This window comes from Allobosea sp. P1_B10, assembly GCF_056406735.1.
The window spans coordinates 647631-662844 of sequence record NZ_JBFTZP010000001.1; the positions used below are offsets into that span (position 1 = coordinate 647631).

Below are 15214 nucleotides of genomic sequence, written 5' to 3' on the forward strand. Positions count from 1 at the left end.
GCATTCCCTTCGCATGCGGGATCTCCCAACAATGGATGCCACTCTGTCTGGCAGGCTCGGCCTGTGGCGGCGCATCACGGCTGCCTATTCGCAATTTCTATCGTTTGCCCTCGTCTTGTCGGTCGGCATCCTGGTCGTTCCGGTGATGCTGCAGATCGTATCGCGCTACACGGACTTCATCCCCTCCTATATCTGGACTGAGGAACTGGCCCGCTTCCTGTTCATCTGGACAGTCATGATCGGCGCCATACTCGGGGTACGCGACTCCGCACATTTTGACGTCGACCTGCTGCCGAACCTCGGGGCCAGAGGCGACGCCTTCATGCGCATCGTGGCGAAGCTCGGTGTGTTGGCGATCGCCATCGTCTTCGTGATCGGCGGAATCGAGTTCACCAAATTTGCCTGGAACCGCACCTCCGAACTGGCCGACATGCCGCTTTGGCTCATCCATATTGCGTGGCCGATCACAGGGCTGAGCTGGATCGCCTTCCTGGGCGAGCAATTCGTCGATGATCTCCGCGTCCTCCTTGGAAAGACCCACACGCCATGACCGGTAGCGTCCTCTCGTCGGGGCAGGCTGCCTCCGTCCTCTTCGGCTGCTTCTTTCTCGGCCTCTTCCTGCGGATCCCTGTCGCGTTCGCGCTGGGGCTCGCCTGTCTGCCGATCCTGATCATCGAGCCCCGGCTCGATACGATGACGCTGATGAGCGAGACGTTCAACGCGTTCAATTCCTTCATTCTTTTGGCCGTCCCGTTCTTCCTGCTGACAGCCAACCTGATGAATGTCGGCGGAGTGACCGACCGGCTGATGAGTCTGTCACGGGCGCTGGTGGGGCATTTCCCCGGCGGCCTCGCCCAGATCAACGTGGTGCTGTCCTTCTTCTTCGCCGGCATTTCCGGATCTTCGACGGCGGATGCGGCGAGCCAGTCCAAGATCTTCATCGAGGCCCAGCGCAAGGAGGGCTATGACGACAGCTTCTCCGTCGCGATCACGGCGGTCTCAGCCGTTCTGGCGGTGATCATTCCCCCTTCGATCCTGATGATCGTCTGGGGCGGGATCCTGACGACCTCGATCGGTGCGTTGTTCCTCGCCGGCGTCATACCGGGCGTGCTGATCGGCGTGGCGCAGATGGCGACCGTGCATGCCTATGCCGTCCGGCGCGGCTACCCGACCTATCCGCGCGCCTCCATCCGGCAGGTGCTGAAGTCGTTCGAGCATTCCATCCTGGCTCTCGCGACGCCCGGCATCATTATCGGCGGCAAGGTATTCGGCTGGTTCACGGCGACGGAATCGGCAGCGATCGCGGTCGTCTATGCGGCGTTCCTGTCGCTTGTGGTTTATCGCGAGATGAACTTCAAAGGGCTGTACGCGGCGCTGCTCGACACGGGCAAGTTGGCCGGCATCACCTTGTTCTGCGTCGGAACCGCCTCGGCCTTCGGCTGGCTGATGGCGTATTACAAGATGCCGCAGGCGATCCTGACAGGCGTATCGGCCTGGGGCATGGGCTTCTACGAGACCGGCTTCTTCATAGCCGGCGTCTTCCTGCTCGTGGGCTGCTTTCTGGATGCGATTCCAGCGATCATCATCGTCGGGCCCATATTGGCTCCGCTTGCCAAGACGGTGATGATGGACCCCGTCCATTTCGCGATGATCGGCATCGTCAGCCTCGCATTCGGATTGGTGACACCCCCCTATGGGTTGTGCCTGATGATCGCCTGCTCGGTGGCCGGCATCAGCATGCGCTCCGCGATCAAGGACACGATGATCATGCTCATGCCGATGCTTCTCGTGCTTGCCCTGATCATCATGTGGCCGAAAGTCTCGCTGTTCCTGCCCAGCCTGATTTCGCCGGAATTCCTGAACTGAACACGTTCGCCAGCGCCGGGAACATCCCGGCGCCGGCATCGGGGCGTCAGCCACCGACGGCTGAATGTCGCAATGTCATTCCGGGTTACGGGACGACATGGAAGACGCCTAGACACGCGTCGTCTTGTTGACGTCGCCGACCGATATGGGCGCAGCCGCGAGTTTGTCGTGAGTATGAAGCTACGACGCCATCCCCTCATCATCGGCCTGATTTCCGCAGCGCTGGGCGCTCTCGGTTGCCTGGTTATCGTCAACCTGCTGCCCGAGCCACAGGAACTGCGCCAACCGCTCCCGCACAACCTGGCGTCGTCGGATCGTCAGCTCAAGACGTCGATGGGCGTCCTGTTCGGCTCGAACTACGTGCCGGGGAACAGGGTCGATACGCTCGTAAACGGCGTCCAGATCTTCCCCTCGATGCTGCGGGCCATCCGCGAAGCCCGGCACACGATCAGCTTCGAAACCTATATCTACTGGCGCGGCGCCATCGCCAACGAGTTCGCCGATGCGTTGGCGGGGAAAGCCCGCGAAGGCCTGAGCGTAAAGGTCCTGCTCGATTGGGTGGGCAGCATCCCGATGGATGAAGGGCTCATCAAGCGGATGCAGGATGCCGGCGTGCAGGTCGTCCGGTTCCGCCCGGTGACCTGGTACACGATCGACCGGATGAACAATCGCACTCACAGGAAACTGTTGATCGCGGATGGTCGCATCGGGTTCTCAGGCGGCGTCGGCATCGCCGATGAGTGGAATGGAGATGCCCGCTCGCCGGCCGAATGGCGCGACAATCACTATCGCCTGGAGGGACCGGCCGCGGCCGAACTGCAGGCAGCGTTCGCCGAGCACTGGATCGAGGCGACTGGCGAACTGCTGCTCGGGGACCGCTTCTTTCCCGAGATCGAGCCAGCAGGCGATCACGCTGCGCAGGTGGTCATAAGCTCGACCCATCAGCGCAATGTCATGCACCTCATGCTGATGACCGCGCTCGCCTCGGCTCAGAAGACCATCCGGATCGCGACGCCCTATTTCGTTCCCGACGACCTCATCAGGCGCCAGCTGATCGAGGCCCGCAAGCGGGGCGTGGACGTGCAGATCATCGTGCCCGGCCCTCAGACCGATGCACGCCTCGTCAGGAAAGGATCCCGGCACCTGTGGGGCGAGTTGCTCCAAGCCGGGGTGAAGATCAGCGAATATCAACCGACATTTTTTCACTGCAAGCTGGTGGTCGTCGACGACGTCTGGACGTCCGTCGGCTCGACAAACATCGACTATCGCGCCTTGAGGCTCAACGACGAGGCCAACGTCAACCTGTTCGATCAGCGATTTGCCAATGCGCAGATTGCGATCTTCGACAAGGATGCTGAGGCCTCGAAGCCCTACAGCCTTGCGGATTGGCAGAACCGCTCCGCCAACGAGAAGCTCTCCGATTGGGTCGCCAGCCTCGCTCGGTCGCAGATCTGACCTGGCCGGAAGCCCGGGCCTGCACGACAGATTCAAAATTCTGTCGGCTGCCCGAGCGCGAATTAACGGCTACCCGCCCCGACCTCGAGCATGACGAGTTCGCAGCTCTTGCCCAAGGCAGTCGGGCAGCGTTCGACGCCATGCGGCACCACGATGAACTCGCCTTCCTCGATCACCTCGTCGCGGTCACGGAACTTCATCAGCAGGCGGCCCTTGTGAACGAAGAAGACCTCGTCCTCGCGGCTGTTGAAATGCCAGCCGGCCTCGCCCTCGAACTTCGCAAGCTTGATCTGCAGGTTATTGACGCTCGCGGCGAGCTGAGGCGGCCAGGTTTCGGAAAATCGCCCGAAAGCGCTGTCCAGGTTCTCCTTGTGAAACGGCGAGATGTGCCTGTTGAGCATCGCGACATCGCGGATGATCGTCGCCAATTGGCTCGGCACATCCGTGCCGTCGGCGGGATATTTCCCATCGAGCGCCGCCGTCCCGATCGTGAAGCCCGCCGCCCCGGCCTGCTTCAGGGCGGCAATGCGGCCGGGCGTGTCGATCGATCCCGCGACATAGACAGGCTTCGGCACCGCGGAGCAAACGGCCTCGATGAGCGCCGGCACGTTCTCATGTGAGCGGTAGGCCAGGAGATCGAGACCGTGCACGCCCTCCCGCGTGGCCAGAGCCTGCGCGCTGGCGACAATGTCGTCTATGCTGCCCTCGAGTACGCTGGGATGTCCGGAGATCGTCCCCGGGAAGGGGCAGTACTGGATCGCCGTGCCAGCGATGATCGGCAGCACGTCGTCGACCCGCGTCCCGCCGAGCAGGATGTCGATGCCGATCTCGACAGCAGCCTTCGCGGATGCAATCTCGCTGTCGCGATCGAGCGAAACCACCTCGAGATACGAGGTCGCGCCGCCGGCATTGATCGCTGTCCTGAGCTCCTTCAACGTCTCGAGCGGCAGGCCGATATCCTTGAATCCGATATGCCTGACTCCGAGGGTCAGTGCCGTGCGAAGCTGCTCCATCGCATCGCTGACCGTGCGATCATTGCGTGTGAGCATGAAAATGAAGCGAAGACCCATCGACCACCTGTAGCGTTCCGGCTGCCTGAGTACCAACCGACATGCCTGTGTGCGCATGCTGGCTCATTCTGCAAGTTTCACAACTGCTGGGCGCTTGGCGGTCCTGCATCTGGCGCTCTTTGGCTGACCCGTCGGCCGACCTATCAATAGGCTTGGTTTCCCTCGTTCAACCACCGGTCCTCGATGAACTCTCGCGTTTCCCCTGGCACTCAACCCGCGGCGTCGGTTGCGATCGGACAGCCCGTGCCGCGCAAGGAGGATGCGATCCTCGTGCAGGGGCACGGGCGATACACCGACGATCTCAGTGTCGACGGGCAGCTTTTCGCAGCCTTCGTCCGCAGCCCCCATGCGCATGGCATTCTTCGTGGCGTGGATGCCGCTGATGCGCGCGCGATGAAGGGCGTCGTCGCGGTCTACACGGCGGCCGACATGGAGGGTTGCGGCTACAATGCCATCCTGACCGTGATGGATGTGCCCGGTCGCGACGGCACGGCCATGAAGAAGCCTCCGCGGGCTGCGCTTACGGCTGGCAAGGTTCGCTTCGTCGGGGACCCCGTCGCGGTGGTCGTCGCCCACACGGCCGATCAGGCCCGCAACGCCGCCGAAGCCGTGAGGCTCGACATCGATGTGCTACCCGCCGTCACGGATGCCGAAGCCGCGCTGAGCGCCGATGCCCCGCAGCTCTATGACGATCTGGCCGGCAACCTGATCGTCGATTTCCAGTTTGGCGACAGCGCGAAGGTCGCGGCGGCCTTCGACGCCGCCGCGCATGTGTCCCGGCTGCGGATCGTGAACAACCGCGTGGTGGTCAATCCGATCGAGCCGCGCACGGCCATTGCGAGTTTCGACGGCAAGGCGAAGCGATACACGCTGCACGCCCCGAGCCAGGGTGCGTTCGGCATGCGCAACAGCCTGGCCGCCGCCATGGGCGTGACGCCTGCCGATATGCGGCTGGTCACCGGCCATGTCGGTGGCTCCTTCGGCATGAAGGCTGCCGTTTTCCCCGAATACGTCGTCCTGCTGCACGCGGCCCGGAAGCTGAAACGCCCGGTCAAATGGACCGATCAGCGCTCGGAGAGCTTCGTCGGGGACCATCACGGTCGCGACATGGTCTTCGAGGCCGAACTGGCGCTTGACGCGCGCGGCCGCTTCCTCGCCACGCGCTTCACGGGCGTGGCGAATATGGGCGCCTACCTCACCCCGGCCGGGCCCAACATGGCCACGATGAATATCGGCAAGAATTCCGTCGGCATGTACCGGACGCCGCTCGTCGAGATCAAAACGCGTTGCGCGGTGACCAACACGTCGCCGATCGGCGCCTATCGCGGCGCGGGCCGCCCCGAGGGCAACTATTTCATGGAGCGGCTGATCGATACGGCTGCCCGCGAGATGGGGATCGACAGGACGAGCCTGCGACGGCGCAACCTGATCCCGTCCGCCCGGCTGCCCTGGGCGACGCCGATGGGCACGGTCTATGACAGCGGCGATTTTCCCGCGCTCTTCGAGCGCGCCCTCGAGGCCTCCGACTGGAAGGGCTACGCCGGGCGCCAGCGGGCGAGCCGCAAGGCTGGGCTGCTGCGGGGGCGCGGCGTCGGCTGCTATCTCGAGGTCACGGCGCCGCCGACCAACGAAATGGGCGGAATCCATTTCGAGCCGGACGGTAGCGTGAGCATCGTCACAGGTACGCTCGACTACGGCCAAGGCCACTGGACGCCATTCGCCCAGCTTCTGAACAGCCAGCTCGGCGTCCCCTTCGACCAGATCAAGCTCGTGCAGGGCGATAGCGATCGACTGATCGCGGGCGGCGGCACCGGAGGCTCGAAATCGCTGATGGCGAGCGGAACGGCCATAATCGAGGCGAGCGAACTGGTCGTGGAAAAAGGCAGGCTGCTCGCTGGGCACTTCCTGGAGGCCGATGTCGCCGATATCGAGTTCGCTGCCGGGAACTTCACCGTCAGCGGCACTGATCGCTCGATAGGCATCATGGACATCGCGGCAAGGCTGCATTCCGGGACGGCGCTCGCTGCCGAGCTTCCGCAGTCGCTGGACGTGGACCATGTCCTCAAGATCGCGCCATCGGCATATCCCAATGGCTGCCATGTCGCCGAGGTCGAGATCCATCCGGAGACCGGACGTGTCGCAGTCGCGCAATACGTCATGGTCAACGACTTCGGAACCGTCGTGAACCCGATGATCGTCGAGGGGCAGCTCCATGGCGGCGTCGTCCAGGGCATCGGCCAGGCGCTGTTCGAGCGGACGGTCTACGACGACAGCGGCCAGCTGATCACGGGCTCGTACATGGACTACGCGTTGCCACGGGCTGCCGATGTCCCGTTCTTCTCGTTCGTGAGCCAGGGCGTGCCGACGCTGCATAATCGTGTCGGCGCCAAGGGCTGCGGCGAAGCAGGCTGCGCCGGTTCCCTGCCCTCGGTAATGAACGCGGTGGTCGATGCGCTGGCTCCCTACGGCGTCACGCATCTGGACATGCCCGCTACGCCCCAGGCTGTCTGGCGCGCGATCCAATCGGGACAGGTCGGGTGAGCTAGAGCTGATTGCGGCCGGTTCTTCGACCGGAAGGGGCCCCCGAACCTTCCGGCCTCGCGGTTCTAACGATGCGTGCGGAACAACCGGCTCGAGCCGGAGGTTTTCCAGCCATCATCGGACCGCGAGAATGAAGACCGGCCATGATGTTCGTCGAGCAGATCCGGGAAGGCATGGACATCGTCGGTTCGGACGGCGCTCATGTCGGGACCGTCGATGGCCTTGCCGGCCAGTTGCTGAAACTGAAGCGCAGCGGTCCTGCTTCGGGCGGCACGCATCATTTCCTCGATATCGCGCTGGTCGTTGGGGTCGAGGATAGAACCATCAAGTTGCTGGTGCCCGCGGCAGAGGCCCGCGAGCGCTGGTCAAACGAGAGCGACTGAGCTCGGCGGAGGCTCCGGCGTGGCGGCATGACGCCATGCCGGTGAAACGCATGTAAATGGAGGCCGTGATGAAGACGCGCCTTGGACAATCGGAAGGTGCTCGCGAGGCGAGGCCCCTGCGCGTATCGATCGAAACAAATGAGGACTACGCACTCTCTCTGCAGAGGATCGCCGCGTTGCGCGGTGGACCGAGGGACGAGAGCGAGGAGCAGGAGTTGCAAGCGCTGCTCGATGCGATCCGCGACTGGGACGATGGAGCTAAACGCGAACCGGGCTACCCGGTTGAATGAGCGCCGGACAGCCGCGGGCCAAAGTTGCTCCAATGGTACCGAATGAGCTTAGAGATTACTGTCGCGGCCAGGCATGGGCAGGACACGAGACATCCATGGCGTCGGCCACGGCCCAGTCTGCGAGAACAGCAGTTGCATGTCGATGCAGAGATGGTGCGATCTCGCGGTCAGCCTCAAATCGCCTGACTGGACCATGCTCGCCGCCCTGGCTGTCACTTTGCCGAGTAGGTGACGGCCTCGATCTTGTTGCCATCGGGGTCGAGGACGAAGGCCGCGAAATAATGAGCGTCATATTCCGGACGAAGCCCAGGTCTGCCGGCGTCCGAGCCCCCGTTCTCGAGCCCGACCCTGTAGAACAGCTCGACCATCGCCCGGCGGCCCGCGGCGAAGGCGATGTGGACACCATTGCCGGGCGATGCCGGCTGTCCGTCGACAGGCGTCTCGAGGCTGAAGGCGATCGAGCCGACGCCGTAATCGGCTGAGTTCTCACTGGAGTTCAACAGACGGATGCCGAGAACGGCGAGAACCGGATCATAGAACTCTCGGGCGCGCACGATGTCGTTCGTGCCCAACGATACGTGGTGGATCATGGCACCGCTCGCTGAGACAAGGCCCCTAGGTTTTGGTCGAACTTCCGGGTTTCTGGGCGCCCGGGGAACGCGAAGGCATGTGAGCGCCCTTCGCTGAAGGAGCCGCGTGCCCGGAGCCCTCCCCGGAATGATCGGATGAAGGCGTCTCCGAACCGGGACGCGGGCGGCTGTCACTTGACCGCCGCGCCTGGCCAGCCGTCTTTTCGCCCTTACGCGGATCGACCATGGGTGCGTCCTCTATCTCGTGCTGAAATAGCTCGACCCTCGTGATCTCGGGATACCAGTCGGGCGCCTCAGTTACAGGCGCTTGAGAGCCGTTCGCAGGGACTTGAACTTGGCCAGCGCAGCAGCCGCGCTACCCGCACCGGCCAGCGCCGCCATCACTGCAACCACGCGCCTGCCGGAATAGGGTCGGCGGAAAGGCGCGTGACTGTAAGGGGACGCGCGGGCCGCGATCTGCTCGGCTGGTCGTCCGCCGCGCGCGGCGACGCGGGCGGCAATGACCATGATGATCGCCAATGCCAGAAGAACACCCGCGACGATGAGGCTGGCAGCGATCGGACCTTGACGGAGCGCGATCCACACATAGGCGGCATCGAGCGCGTAGGCGGCGGCAAAGAAGAAGAGCGCCCCGCCGGCAACAAGAATGCCGTAGGTGGTCGCCTTGCGCTTTGCCGCGGTGACGGCTTCCGCAGCCAGATAGGCGAAAAGCCCGCCCATCAGATTACCGCGAAGCCCAGAAGCCGACGATCAAGCCCGCAGCTGCGGCCCACCCGAGCGCGCGCATCGGCCGGGCCCGAATTTCATCCATGACCAGTTCCTGCAACTGGCTGGCGCGTTCGCCCGCAGCCTCGGTGATGCGATCGGGATCGATGCCATGCGATTTCAGGCCGGACGCGATAGCCGACGCGGCGCCGCCTGCAAGATCGCTGTCATCGCCCCCAGCCATGTCCGCATGTTGCGACATGGTCTTGAACCCGCCCTCGTGCGACGCGGTGCTGCCATTTTCCATGATGCATCTCCGTTGCGTGGATCTGCTCGGCGTTCACGCGAGCTGCTGCCGCTCAAACGGAGTGAGGACGTTCTTGTTCCGTCGCCCGAGCCTGGCGATGGCTTCACGAGAATGAGGCGTGCCTTGGACGGTGAAGTCCGTGTTTTGGGGTTAAACGCAGCGCGCTGGCGCGACACGCATTCAAGGCGCTGCCAATGTTTCGAGCAAGAATTCGAACCCTTGCGGGGGGACAGCGACTGCAATTTGAAAGTGCTCGGTCTCGGCGCTGCGGGACCCGCAGGGCCTCGCCGAGGGGCGTGATTTCAGCCCCTCGGTGTCGCTTTGGGTATCTAGTTCCAGAACCCTGCCTGGTGAGCGCGGGGCGAGAACACGTCCGCATCCTCGGGCTCAAGGGTCTCGATCTCGTCCTCACTGTCGTTCTCGGTGTCGAGCACACAGTCGGAATCGTGCCGTTTCAGCATGAATCTCTCCTTTCAAATTGTGGGAGGGCTGCCTCGGGCAGGAGAGAGATAAGGACTTATGTTGCGTCGCACAAGTTTCGCTTGAGGTCGTCTCACACGACGCCTGGAAATCTCGGATAATCCCGCCAGTCAGACCAGGAACTTGCCGGCGGGCGAGGCGTTGACGGGCACCTTCCTTTTTCATTTCCAGGATTTGCCATGCGTCTTTTGACCTCCGCCGCCATTGCCGCCGGCCTGCTTCTTTCTGCCTGCAACCCTTCCGCGAACCAGCCTGTCGGCAACGCCAAGGTTCCCGAGCCCGCCAAGCCGGTCGAACTCAAGCGCTATCTCGGCAAGTGGTTTGAGCTGGCTCGCTACGAGGCGAGTTTCCAGAAGGACTGCGACGCTGTCACAGCCGACTACTCCCTGCGCAGCGACGGCGACATCCGCGTGATCAACACATGCCATGAGGGCGGACCCACCGGCCCTGCCCGCGCCGCCGAAGCGGTGGCCAAGCTCGCCGAGGGATCGAACGGATCCAAGCTCAAAGTCTCGTTCTTCGGCCCGTTCTTCGGAGATTACTGGGTCCTGGATCACGCCGCGGACTATTCTTGGTCGATCGTCGGCGAGCCTTCCGGCAAGTATCTCTGGATCTTGTCCCGCTCGCCGAATGTCGGCCAGCGCAAATACGACGACCTGGTCAAGCGTGCTGCGAACCTCGGCTACGACGTCTCGATGTTGCGCAGAACACAGTGGTGAGCTTCATCGTCAGGCTGCGCGTCGCGCGCAGCCTGATTTCCAGACCGCTGAGGTCGGGCGCTGCCGGCTGACTTTCAGGCGCCATCACTGGCAAGCATCCGAACCTGAAGTAGCCTTGCGAAACGAGCGGGTTGCATCGTTCTGTCGGCAGGGCTGAGACTACTGCCGCCGGACCAGCGCAGTACCCCAGACTTCGCGACCGCATCCCGCAAACTGGAAAGTCTTAGGCCACATGGCTGCATGCGGGACATCGACAAGGAGCGATTAGAACGCTAGGTCATTGCCTGGGGTTGGGGAACGGGAATGCGCGCAGCAGCGATTAGCCTGGCGAGCACGTTCATCCTGTTCTTTGCCCGGTTCCTGACAGCGGTTCGCGGCAAGTGGGACGGGGTCGCACCGACCGACGCCCAGCGCATCTACTTCGCCAACCACGTCAGCCATGGCGATCTCGTGCTGATCTGGACCGTGCTGCCACGCCGGATGCGATTTGCGACCCGCCCTGTCGCCGGCAGCGATTACTGGCTGAAGAGCCGTCTGCGGCGGTTCATCGGGCGCGACGTCTTCAATGCCGTGCTCATCGATCGCGATCGTGCGAGCCGGACCGGTGATCCCGTCGCGCAGATGACGGAAGCGCTGGATGCCGGGTCGTCGCTGATCGTTTTCCCGGAAGGCACGCGCAACACAACGGATGCGCCGCTGCTGCCGTTCAAGAGCGGACTGTTTCACCTCGCGAAGGCAAGGCCGGACATCGATCTCGTGCCGGTCTGGATCGACAATCTCAACCGCGTCATGCCGAAGGGCGAGTTCGTGCCGATCCCGCTGATCTGCACCGTCACATTCGGCGCCGCGTTGCGGGTGTTGGAGACGGAAGCGAAACAGGATTTCCTGGCGCGGGCGGAAGCCGCGCTGCTCGCATTGTCTCCCAAAGTGAGCGCGCCATGACCATGCCGCATCCCAACCTGGTCGCTGTGCTGGGCGGGCTGCTCGGCGTGCTGATCGTGGCCTCGGCAATCGGCTTTGTGTTGCAGCGCCGGCTTTCGCTCGATGGCTCAAACGCCGTGATCGAGAACCTGAACGACAGGATACGCGCCTGGTGGGTCATGGTCCTGCTGATGGGGCTCGCTCTGGTCGGCGGCAAGACCGGCGTGACGCTACTTTTCGGGTTTTGCTCCTTCGCGGCGCTGCGTGAATTCATCACGCTCACCAACACCCGGCGCGCCGACCACTGGGCACTGGCCGCGGCCTTCTTCGTCGTGCTGCCGCTGCAATATTACCTGGTGTGGATCGACTGGTACGGGCTCTATTCAATCTTCATCCCGGTCTACGCCTTCCTGCTGATGCCGATCATCGCGGCATTGCGCGGCGACACCGACCATTTCCTGGTGCGCATTGCCGAAGTGCAGTGGGCGCTGATGATCTGCGTGTTCTGCACCTCGCATGTACCGGCGCTGCTGAGCCTCGACATCCCCGGCAATGAGGGGCGCAACGTCCTGCTCATCGCCTTCCTGGTGATCGTCGTACAGGTCAGCGACGTGCTGCAATATGTCTGGGGCAAGCTGATCGGTCGCACCAAGATCGCGCCTCGGCTGTCGCCGTCGAAGACGGTCGAGGGCTTTGTCGGTGGCGCGCTCAGCGCGACGGCAGTGGGTGCCGCTCTATCCTTCATGACGCCGTTCACGCCATTGCAGGCCGCGTTCCTCTCGCTGGTCATCGTGCTGATGGGCTTTTTCGGCGGGCTCGTGATGTCGGCGATCAAGCGCGACCGCGGCATCAAGGATTGGGGACACCTGATTGCCGGCCATGGTGGCTTTATCGACCGTCTCGACTCGGTGGTGTTCTCGGCCCCGATCTTCTTCCACCTCGTCCGCTACGGCTGGTCGGCGACATGAGTTTGCTGCTCCCCCGGCTGGTGCGAAGCAGCGTCGTGCATGTCGGTTTCGCCTTCGTCGCGATGGGGAGTTGGGCGGCATTCGCCAACCGCGACCATCCGATCCCGGCGCCGCTTTACGCAGGGTTGATCCAGGGCACGCTGTCGGCCGTCATCACGCTCCTGCTGAAGCGGGGCATCGAGGCACTGGCGCGGCGATTCACGGGCACGAGCGCGCTCTTATTGCCGCCGATTATCGCCGGGCTCGTCTCGGCCACCCTGCTCAGCACCATCCATCTGGTCGGCGGCACGCCCGAGATCGCTCGCACGATTGCCGTGCCTCTGACCGTCGCGACGAGCTATGCGGCGCTCTACAATTTTTCACTGTGGCGGACCCGGGGAGCCTGAACCGTGGCGCAAGGCGATAATCGACGCCCCCTCGCGAGCCGTGACTCCGGCTGGGCCCGCTCGATCGCGCGCCGGCTCAGCTCGGCCGACATCACGCCGAACCAGATCTCGATGGCGAGCATGGTGATGGCGGGTGGCGCCGGCACCGCCTTCTGGCTTGCCGGCACGGCTGGGGGCGGCCAGCGCGTCGCGCTGCTTCTTGTCGCGGCCCTGTTCTGCCAGCTTCGCCTGCTGTGCAATCTCTTCGACGGGATGGTGGCAATCGAGGGCGGCAAGCAGGCGCCGGATGGGCCGTTCTGGAACGAGTTTCCCGATCGCGTCGCCGATATCCTGATACTCGTCGGCGCCGGCTACGGCGTCGGACTACCGGCACTGGGCTGGGCGGCGGCCGCGTTTGCGGTGCTCACGGCCTATACGCGGGAGCTTGGCCGCGCCTGCGGCCTGCCCGCCGACTTCTCGGGACCGATGGCAAAGCCGCACCGCATGGCCGTTATCACGGCAGCCGCCCTGCTCTCCCTGTTCGAACCGCTCTGGCGCGGCGATCGGGAGGTTATGGTCGTTGCGCTGTGGATCATCGCGGCTGGCGCGGCGCTGACGGCCATCCGCCGCGCCTACCGGATCGTACTTGCCTTGCGCGCGCGCTGAACGGGCGCGAGCCTGCGCCCTCACTCGACGGTCCACTGGCAGATTTTGAAGTCCCGCGACCGCTTGCGCATGTCGAGATGCAGATGGTCCTTGTGCGAACTGTCGGCACCAGGGCCGAGCACGGTGGCAAAACGCGCGCAGGCACTCTCCTGAACCGCGTCGCGAACAAGGCGTGTCGCAGCATCCGTAGCCGAGAGGCTGATGGTACGGCCGCTCTCCAGCCGCAGTCCACTGAGGTCAAGCGCGTTGCCGCTCGCATGCTCGCTGATCGGGGCACCCGCCGCCCCGTTGCGAGGGCGACAGGCATGACCGCCGACGCCCACCAGAGCGGCCAGCTTGGTGTTCTCGCGGGTCGCTATCGCTGGAAGATCGTCGCGAACCCAGCCCACGACCTCAAGCGCAAACGCGCATCTGACCGTGACGGCGCTGTCGAGCTCAACTTTGGAGCCGTCAGGCATGGCTATGACGCGGAAGGTGACGGGTTCCGAAATGGCGCAGGCGCCCTCGGCGGTCTCAGGCGCAGGCGGCAGCGCAATGCCGCCGCGCTCGGCGAAGGTCGCGAGGCAGGCCGACGGCGTCGCAGGCTTCGCAAGGTCGCGCGCGGGCGCAGCGTTAGTCGCTGGCGCCGCAGGCGCGTCCAGATCCTTTGGGCGCGGCGGAGGCAGGGGCGCGGCGACGGGCGGTCGCGCGACCGGCCTCCTGACTTGCGTGACATTGCGGGCCTGCGCAGCCTGCGCGAGGCAGGCGCAGAGGCCGGCCGCCAACGCCAAGGCCGATCGCGCTCGCGCGCAGCTAAGCATTCCGGTCAATCCACGAACCGCACGGGGACGCCGGGCTTCACCAGATCGGCCATTTCCTCAGCGTCCCAGTTGGTCAGCCGGATGCAGCCATGCGACGTCGTCTTGCTGACCTTTGCCGGCTCGGGCGTACCGTGGATGCCAAAAGTCGGCTTCGACAGCGCGATCCAGACGGTACCCACCGGGCCGTTGGGCCCAGGCGGAAGCACGAGCGTCTCGGTGTTCTTGCCCTGCTGGAAATTCTTCTCGGGGTCGTACGTATAGTTTGGGTTCCGGGCGACCCGCTCGACAGTATATTCGCCTGACGGCGAAGGCGTATCCTCGCTGCCGATCGTCGCGGGATAGCTCGCCAGCACCTTCTCGTCCGCGCCGAAGACGAGAACCATTCCGGTGCTCTTGACGGCGTCGACGCGGATGGCAGCGCCCTTCTCGGGCGAGCGACGCCCGGACGCCACAAGCAGGCGCGCGCCGGCGTCCGAGTAGGCCTGCTTCGGATTGAGCGCGCCGAGCAGCCCCTCGCTCATATGGAAGCGCTCGCCAAGCATCTCCTGCGGGCTGGTATAAGACAGGCGCTTCATCCTCGCCTGCTTGGCGTAGTCGCGCGGGATGGCGTCCGCGAAGTCATACGCCACGTCCTTTTCAGACAGGGCGTATTCCGCGATGACGTCATTCGCGGCATCGCCGCCAAGGCTCTGCCAGGCGAGTTCATCCACCTCCTCACCGTCCGGAAGCCGTTCCTGGCGGCGGAACTGAGCCACCGCCTTGCGGAAATTCTCGCCGTCGATGCCGTCGATCACACCGGGTGAGACGCTGCGCCTGCTGAGCAGGACCTGGGCCTTGACGATGAAAGGGTCGGGCCCGCTGCCGGACTGCCTGTCACGGTCGGCGAAAGTGACTGCATTCACCTCCTCGGCCGTCAGGGCCAGGGCAGGCTGCCCTGCTACCGCGGCCAGAACGGTTGCCAGCAAGGCGATGCGCAAGCCCAACTGGCTGCGAGGGGCAGGTTTCATCGGTTCTCCAACGGCTCGGATGCGTTGGAGATAGTACGGCCCAGCCCAGGAGAAGTTCCGCGGGCGCAGGGCCGCCCTGCA

At 64.2% G+C, this 15214-nt stretch carries 18 protein-coding genes; 11 read left to right on the plus strand and 7 right to left on the minus strand.

Translation table 11 applies throughout. The annotated features are described in order from the left end of the window. Nucleotides 1-31 precede the first annotated feature (31 nt). The 3 genes from AC1D2L_RS03275 to AC1D2L_RS03285 all read left to right on the plus strand — a co-directional run bounded on the left by AC1D2L_RS03275 (nucleotide 32) and on the right by AC1D2L_RS03285 (nucleotide 3321). Nucleotides 32-550, plus strand: a complete 519-nt coding sequence (locus tag AC1D2L_RS03275) for a TRAP transporter small permease (RefSeq protein WP_476844371.1) — start codon at nucleotides 32-34, stop codon at nucleotides 548-550. Then, nucleotides 547-1866, plus strand: coding sequence for a TRAP transporter large permease (locus tag AC1D2L_RS03280; RefSeq protein WP_476844372.1), 1320 nt, complete (start codon nucleotides 547-549; stop codon nucleotides 1864-1866). The genes AC1D2L_RS03275 and AC1D2L_RS03280 overlap by 4 nt, the downstream gene beginning before the upstream one ends. A 174-nt stretch (nucleotides 1867-2040) precedes the next feature. After that, entirely contained in the window at nucleotides 2041-3321 is a 1281-nt protein-coding gene (locus tag AC1D2L_RS03285; protein ID WP_476844665.1) for a phospholipase D-like domain-containing protein, read from the plus strand. Between the two features lie 62 nt (nucleotides 3322-3383). On the opposite strand, the gene AC1D2L_RS03290 is transcribed toward AC1D2L_RS03285, so the two are convergent. Beyond that, nucleotides 3384-4370, minus strand: a complete 987-nt coding sequence (locus AC1D2L_RS03290) for a cupin domain-containing protein (protein ID WP_476844373.1) — start codon at nucleotides 4368-4370, stop codon at nucleotides 3384-3386. 204 nt (nucleotides 4371-4574) lie between these two features. On the opposite strand from AC1D2L_RS03290, the gene AC1D2L_RS03295 reads away from it, so the two are divergent. From AC1D2L_RS03295 to AC1D2L_RS03305, 3 genes are all read left to right on the plus strand, one after another. Then, nucleotides 4575-6932 (plus strand): xanthine dehydrogenase family protein molybdopterin-binding subunit, encoded by a 2358-nt coding sequence (locus AC1D2L_RS03295; RefSeq protein ID WP_476844374.1) that lies wholly within the window; start codon nucleotides 4575-4577, stop codon nucleotides 6930-6932. A 143-nt stretch (nucleotides 6933-7075) separates the two neighbouring features. After that, entirely contained in the window at nucleotides 7076-7315 is a 240-nt protein-coding gene (locus AC1D2L_RS03300; RefSeq protein ID WP_476844375.1) for a DUF2171 domain-containing protein, read from the plus strand. A 68-nt stretch (nucleotides 7316-7383) separates the two neighbouring features. Beyond that, on the plus strand, nucleotides 7384-7605 hold the full coding sequence (locus AC1D2L_RS03305; protein WP_476844376.1) for a hypothetical protein: 222 nt from the start codon (nucleotides 7384-7386) through the stop codon (nucleotides 7603-7605). 212 nt (nucleotides 7606-7817) lie between these two features. Here AC1D2L_RS03305 and AC1D2L_RS03310 read toward each other — a convergent pair whose 3' ends face one another. From AC1D2L_RS03310 to AC1D2L_RS03325, 4 genes are all read right to left on the minus strand, one after another. Further along, nucleotides 7818-8195, minus strand: a complete 378-nt coding sequence (locus AC1D2L_RS03310; RefSeq protein ID WP_476844377.1) for a VOC family protein — start codon at nucleotides 8193-8195, stop codon at nucleotides 7818-7820. 297 nt (nucleotides 8196-8492) lie between these two features. Beyond that, the gene (locus AC1D2L_RS03315) at nucleotides 8493-8915 is read right to left on the minus strand and encodes a hypothetical protein (protein ID WP_476844378.1); all 423 of its coding nucleotides are present in this window, start codon (nucleotides 8913-8915) and stop codon (nucleotides 8493-8495) included. A 4-nt stretch (nucleotides 8916-8919) separates the two neighbouring features. Then, a complete protein-coding gene (locus AC1D2L_RS03320; protein ID WP_476844379.1) occupies nucleotides 8920-9207 on the minus strand; it encodes a hypothetical protein in 288 nt (95 codons plus the stop codon). 329 nt (nucleotides 9208-9536) lie between these two features. Further along, nucleotides 9537-9668, minus strand: coding sequence for a hypothetical protein (locus AC1D2L_RS03325; RefSeq protein WP_476844380.1), 132 nt, complete (start codon nucleotides 9666-9668; stop codon nucleotides 9537-9539). Between the two features lie 198 nt (nucleotides 9669-9866). On the opposite strand from AC1D2L_RS03325, the gene AC1D2L_RS03330 reads away from it, so the two are divergent. From AC1D2L_RS03330 to AC1D2L_RS03350, 5 genes are all read left to right on the plus strand, one after another. Next, on the plus strand, nucleotides 9867-10406 hold the full coding sequence (locus AC1D2L_RS03330; RefSeq protein ID WP_476844381.1) for a lipocalin family protein: 540 nt from the start codon (nucleotides 9867-9869) through the stop codon (nucleotides 10404-10406). A 303-nt stretch (nucleotides 10407-10709) separates the two neighbouring features. Next, nucleotides 10710-11348 (plus strand): lysophospholipid acyltransferase family protein, encoded by a 639-nt coding sequence (locus tag AC1D2L_RS03335; RefSeq protein WP_476844382.1) that lies wholly within the window; start codon nucleotides 10710-10712, stop codon nucleotides 11346-11348. Next, entirely contained in the window at nucleotides 11345-12295 is a 951-nt protein-coding gene (locus tag AC1D2L_RS03340) for a phosphatidate cytidylyltransferase (RefSeq protein ID WP_476844383.1), read from the plus strand. The genes AC1D2L_RS03335 and AC1D2L_RS03340 overlap by 4 nt, the downstream gene beginning before the upstream one ends. After that, the gene (locus tag AC1D2L_RS03345) at nucleotides 12292-12681 is read left to right on the plus strand and encodes a hypothetical protein (RefSeq protein WP_476844384.1); all 390 of its coding nucleotides are present in this window, start codon (nucleotides 12292-12294) and stop codon (nucleotides 12679-12681) included. The genes AC1D2L_RS03340 and AC1D2L_RS03345 overlap by 4 nt, the downstream gene beginning before the upstream one ends. 3 nt (nucleotides 12682-12684) lie before the next feature. Beyond that, a complete protein-coding gene (locus tag AC1D2L_RS03350; RefSeq protein ID WP_476844385.1) occupies nucleotides 12685-13326 on the plus strand; it encodes a CDP-alcohol phosphatidyltransferase family protein in 642 nt (213 codons plus the stop codon). Between the two features lie 20 nt (nucleotides 13327-13346). Here AC1D2L_RS03350 and AC1D2L_RS03355 read toward each other — a convergent pair whose 3' ends face one another. Together AC1D2L_RS03355 and AC1D2L_RS03360 are read right to left on the minus strand one after the other, a co-directional pair. Next, on the minus strand, nucleotides 13347-14096 hold the full coding sequence (locus tag AC1D2L_RS03355; RefSeq protein ID WP_476844386.1) for an extensin-like domain-containing protein: 750 nt from the start codon (nucleotides 14094-14096) through the stop codon (nucleotides 13347-13349). Nucleotides 14097-14131: 35 nt separating this feature from the next. Then, nucleotides 14132-15133: a L,D-transpeptidase family protein gene (locus AC1D2L_RS03360; RefSeq protein ID WP_476844387.1), complete on the minus strand. Its 1002-nt coding sequence runs from the start codon at nucleotides 15131-15133 to the stop codon at nucleotides 14132-14134. Nucleotides 15134-15214 lie beyond the last annotated feature (81 nt).

Coding starts and splice junctions, on each gene's coding strand:
- AC1D2L_RS03275 (WP_476844371.1), top strand. CDS start 32: ATGGATGCCACTCTGTCTGGCAGGCTCGGCCTGTGGCGGCGCATCACG.
- AC1D2L_RS03280 (WP_476844372.1), top strand. CDS start 547: ATGACCGGTAGCGTCCTCTCGTCGGGGCAGGCTGCCTCCGTCCTCTTC.
- AC1D2L_RS03285 (WP_476844665.1), top strand. CDS start 2,041: ATGAAGCTACGACGCCATCCCCTCATCATCGGCCTGATTTCCGCAGCG.
- AC1D2L_RS03290 (WP_476844373.1), bottom strand. CDS start 4,370: ATGCTCACACGCAATGATCGCACGGTCAGCGATGCGATGGAGCAGCTT.
- AC1D2L_RS03295 (WP_476844374.1), top strand. CDS start 4,575: ATGAACTCTCGCGTTTCCCCTGGCACTCAACCCGCGGCGTCGGTTGCG.
- AC1D2L_RS03300 (WP_476844375.1), top strand. CDS start 7,076: ATGATGTTCGTCGAGCAGATCCGGGAAGGCATGGACATCGTCGGTTCG.
- AC1D2L_RS03305 (WP_476844376.1), top strand. CDS start 7,384: ATGAAGACGCGCCTTGGACAATCGGAAGGTGCTCGCGAGGCGAGGCCC.
- AC1D2L_RS03310 (WP_476844377.1), bottom strand. CDS start 8,195: ATGATCCACCACGTATCGTTGGGCACGAACGACATCGTGCGCGCCCGA.
- AC1D2L_RS03315 (WP_476844378.1), bottom strand. CDS start 8,915: ATGGGCGGGCTTTTCGCCTATCTGGCTGCGGAAGCCGTCACCGCGGCA.
- AC1D2L_RS03320 (WP_476844379.1), bottom strand. CDS start 9,207: ATGGAAAATGGCAGCACCGCGTCGCACGAGGGCGGGTTCAAGACCATG.
- AC1D2L_RS03325 (WP_476844380.1), bottom strand. CDS start 9,668: ATGCTGAAACGGCACGATTCCGACTGTGTGCTCGACACCGAGAACGAC.
- AC1D2L_RS03330 (WP_476844381.1), top strand. CDS start 9,867: ATGCGTCTTTTGACCTCCGCCGCCATTGCCGCCGGCCTGCTTCTTTCT.
- AC1D2L_RS03335 (WP_476844382.1), top strand. CDS start 10,710: ATGCGCGCAGCAGCGATTAGCCTGGCGAGCACGTTCATCCTGTTCTTT.
- AC1D2L_RS03340 (WP_476844383.1), top strand. CDS start 11,345: ATGACCATGCCGCATCCCAACCTGGTCGCTGTGCTGGGCGGGCTGCTC.
- AC1D2L_RS03345 (WP_476844384.1), top strand. CDS start 12,292: ATGAGTTTGCTGCTCCCCCGGCTGGTGCGAAGCAGCGTCGTGCATGTC.
- AC1D2L_RS03360 (WP_476844387.1), bottom strand. CDS start 15,133: ATGAAACCTGCCCCTCGCAGCCAGTTGGGCTTGCGCATCGCCTTGCTG.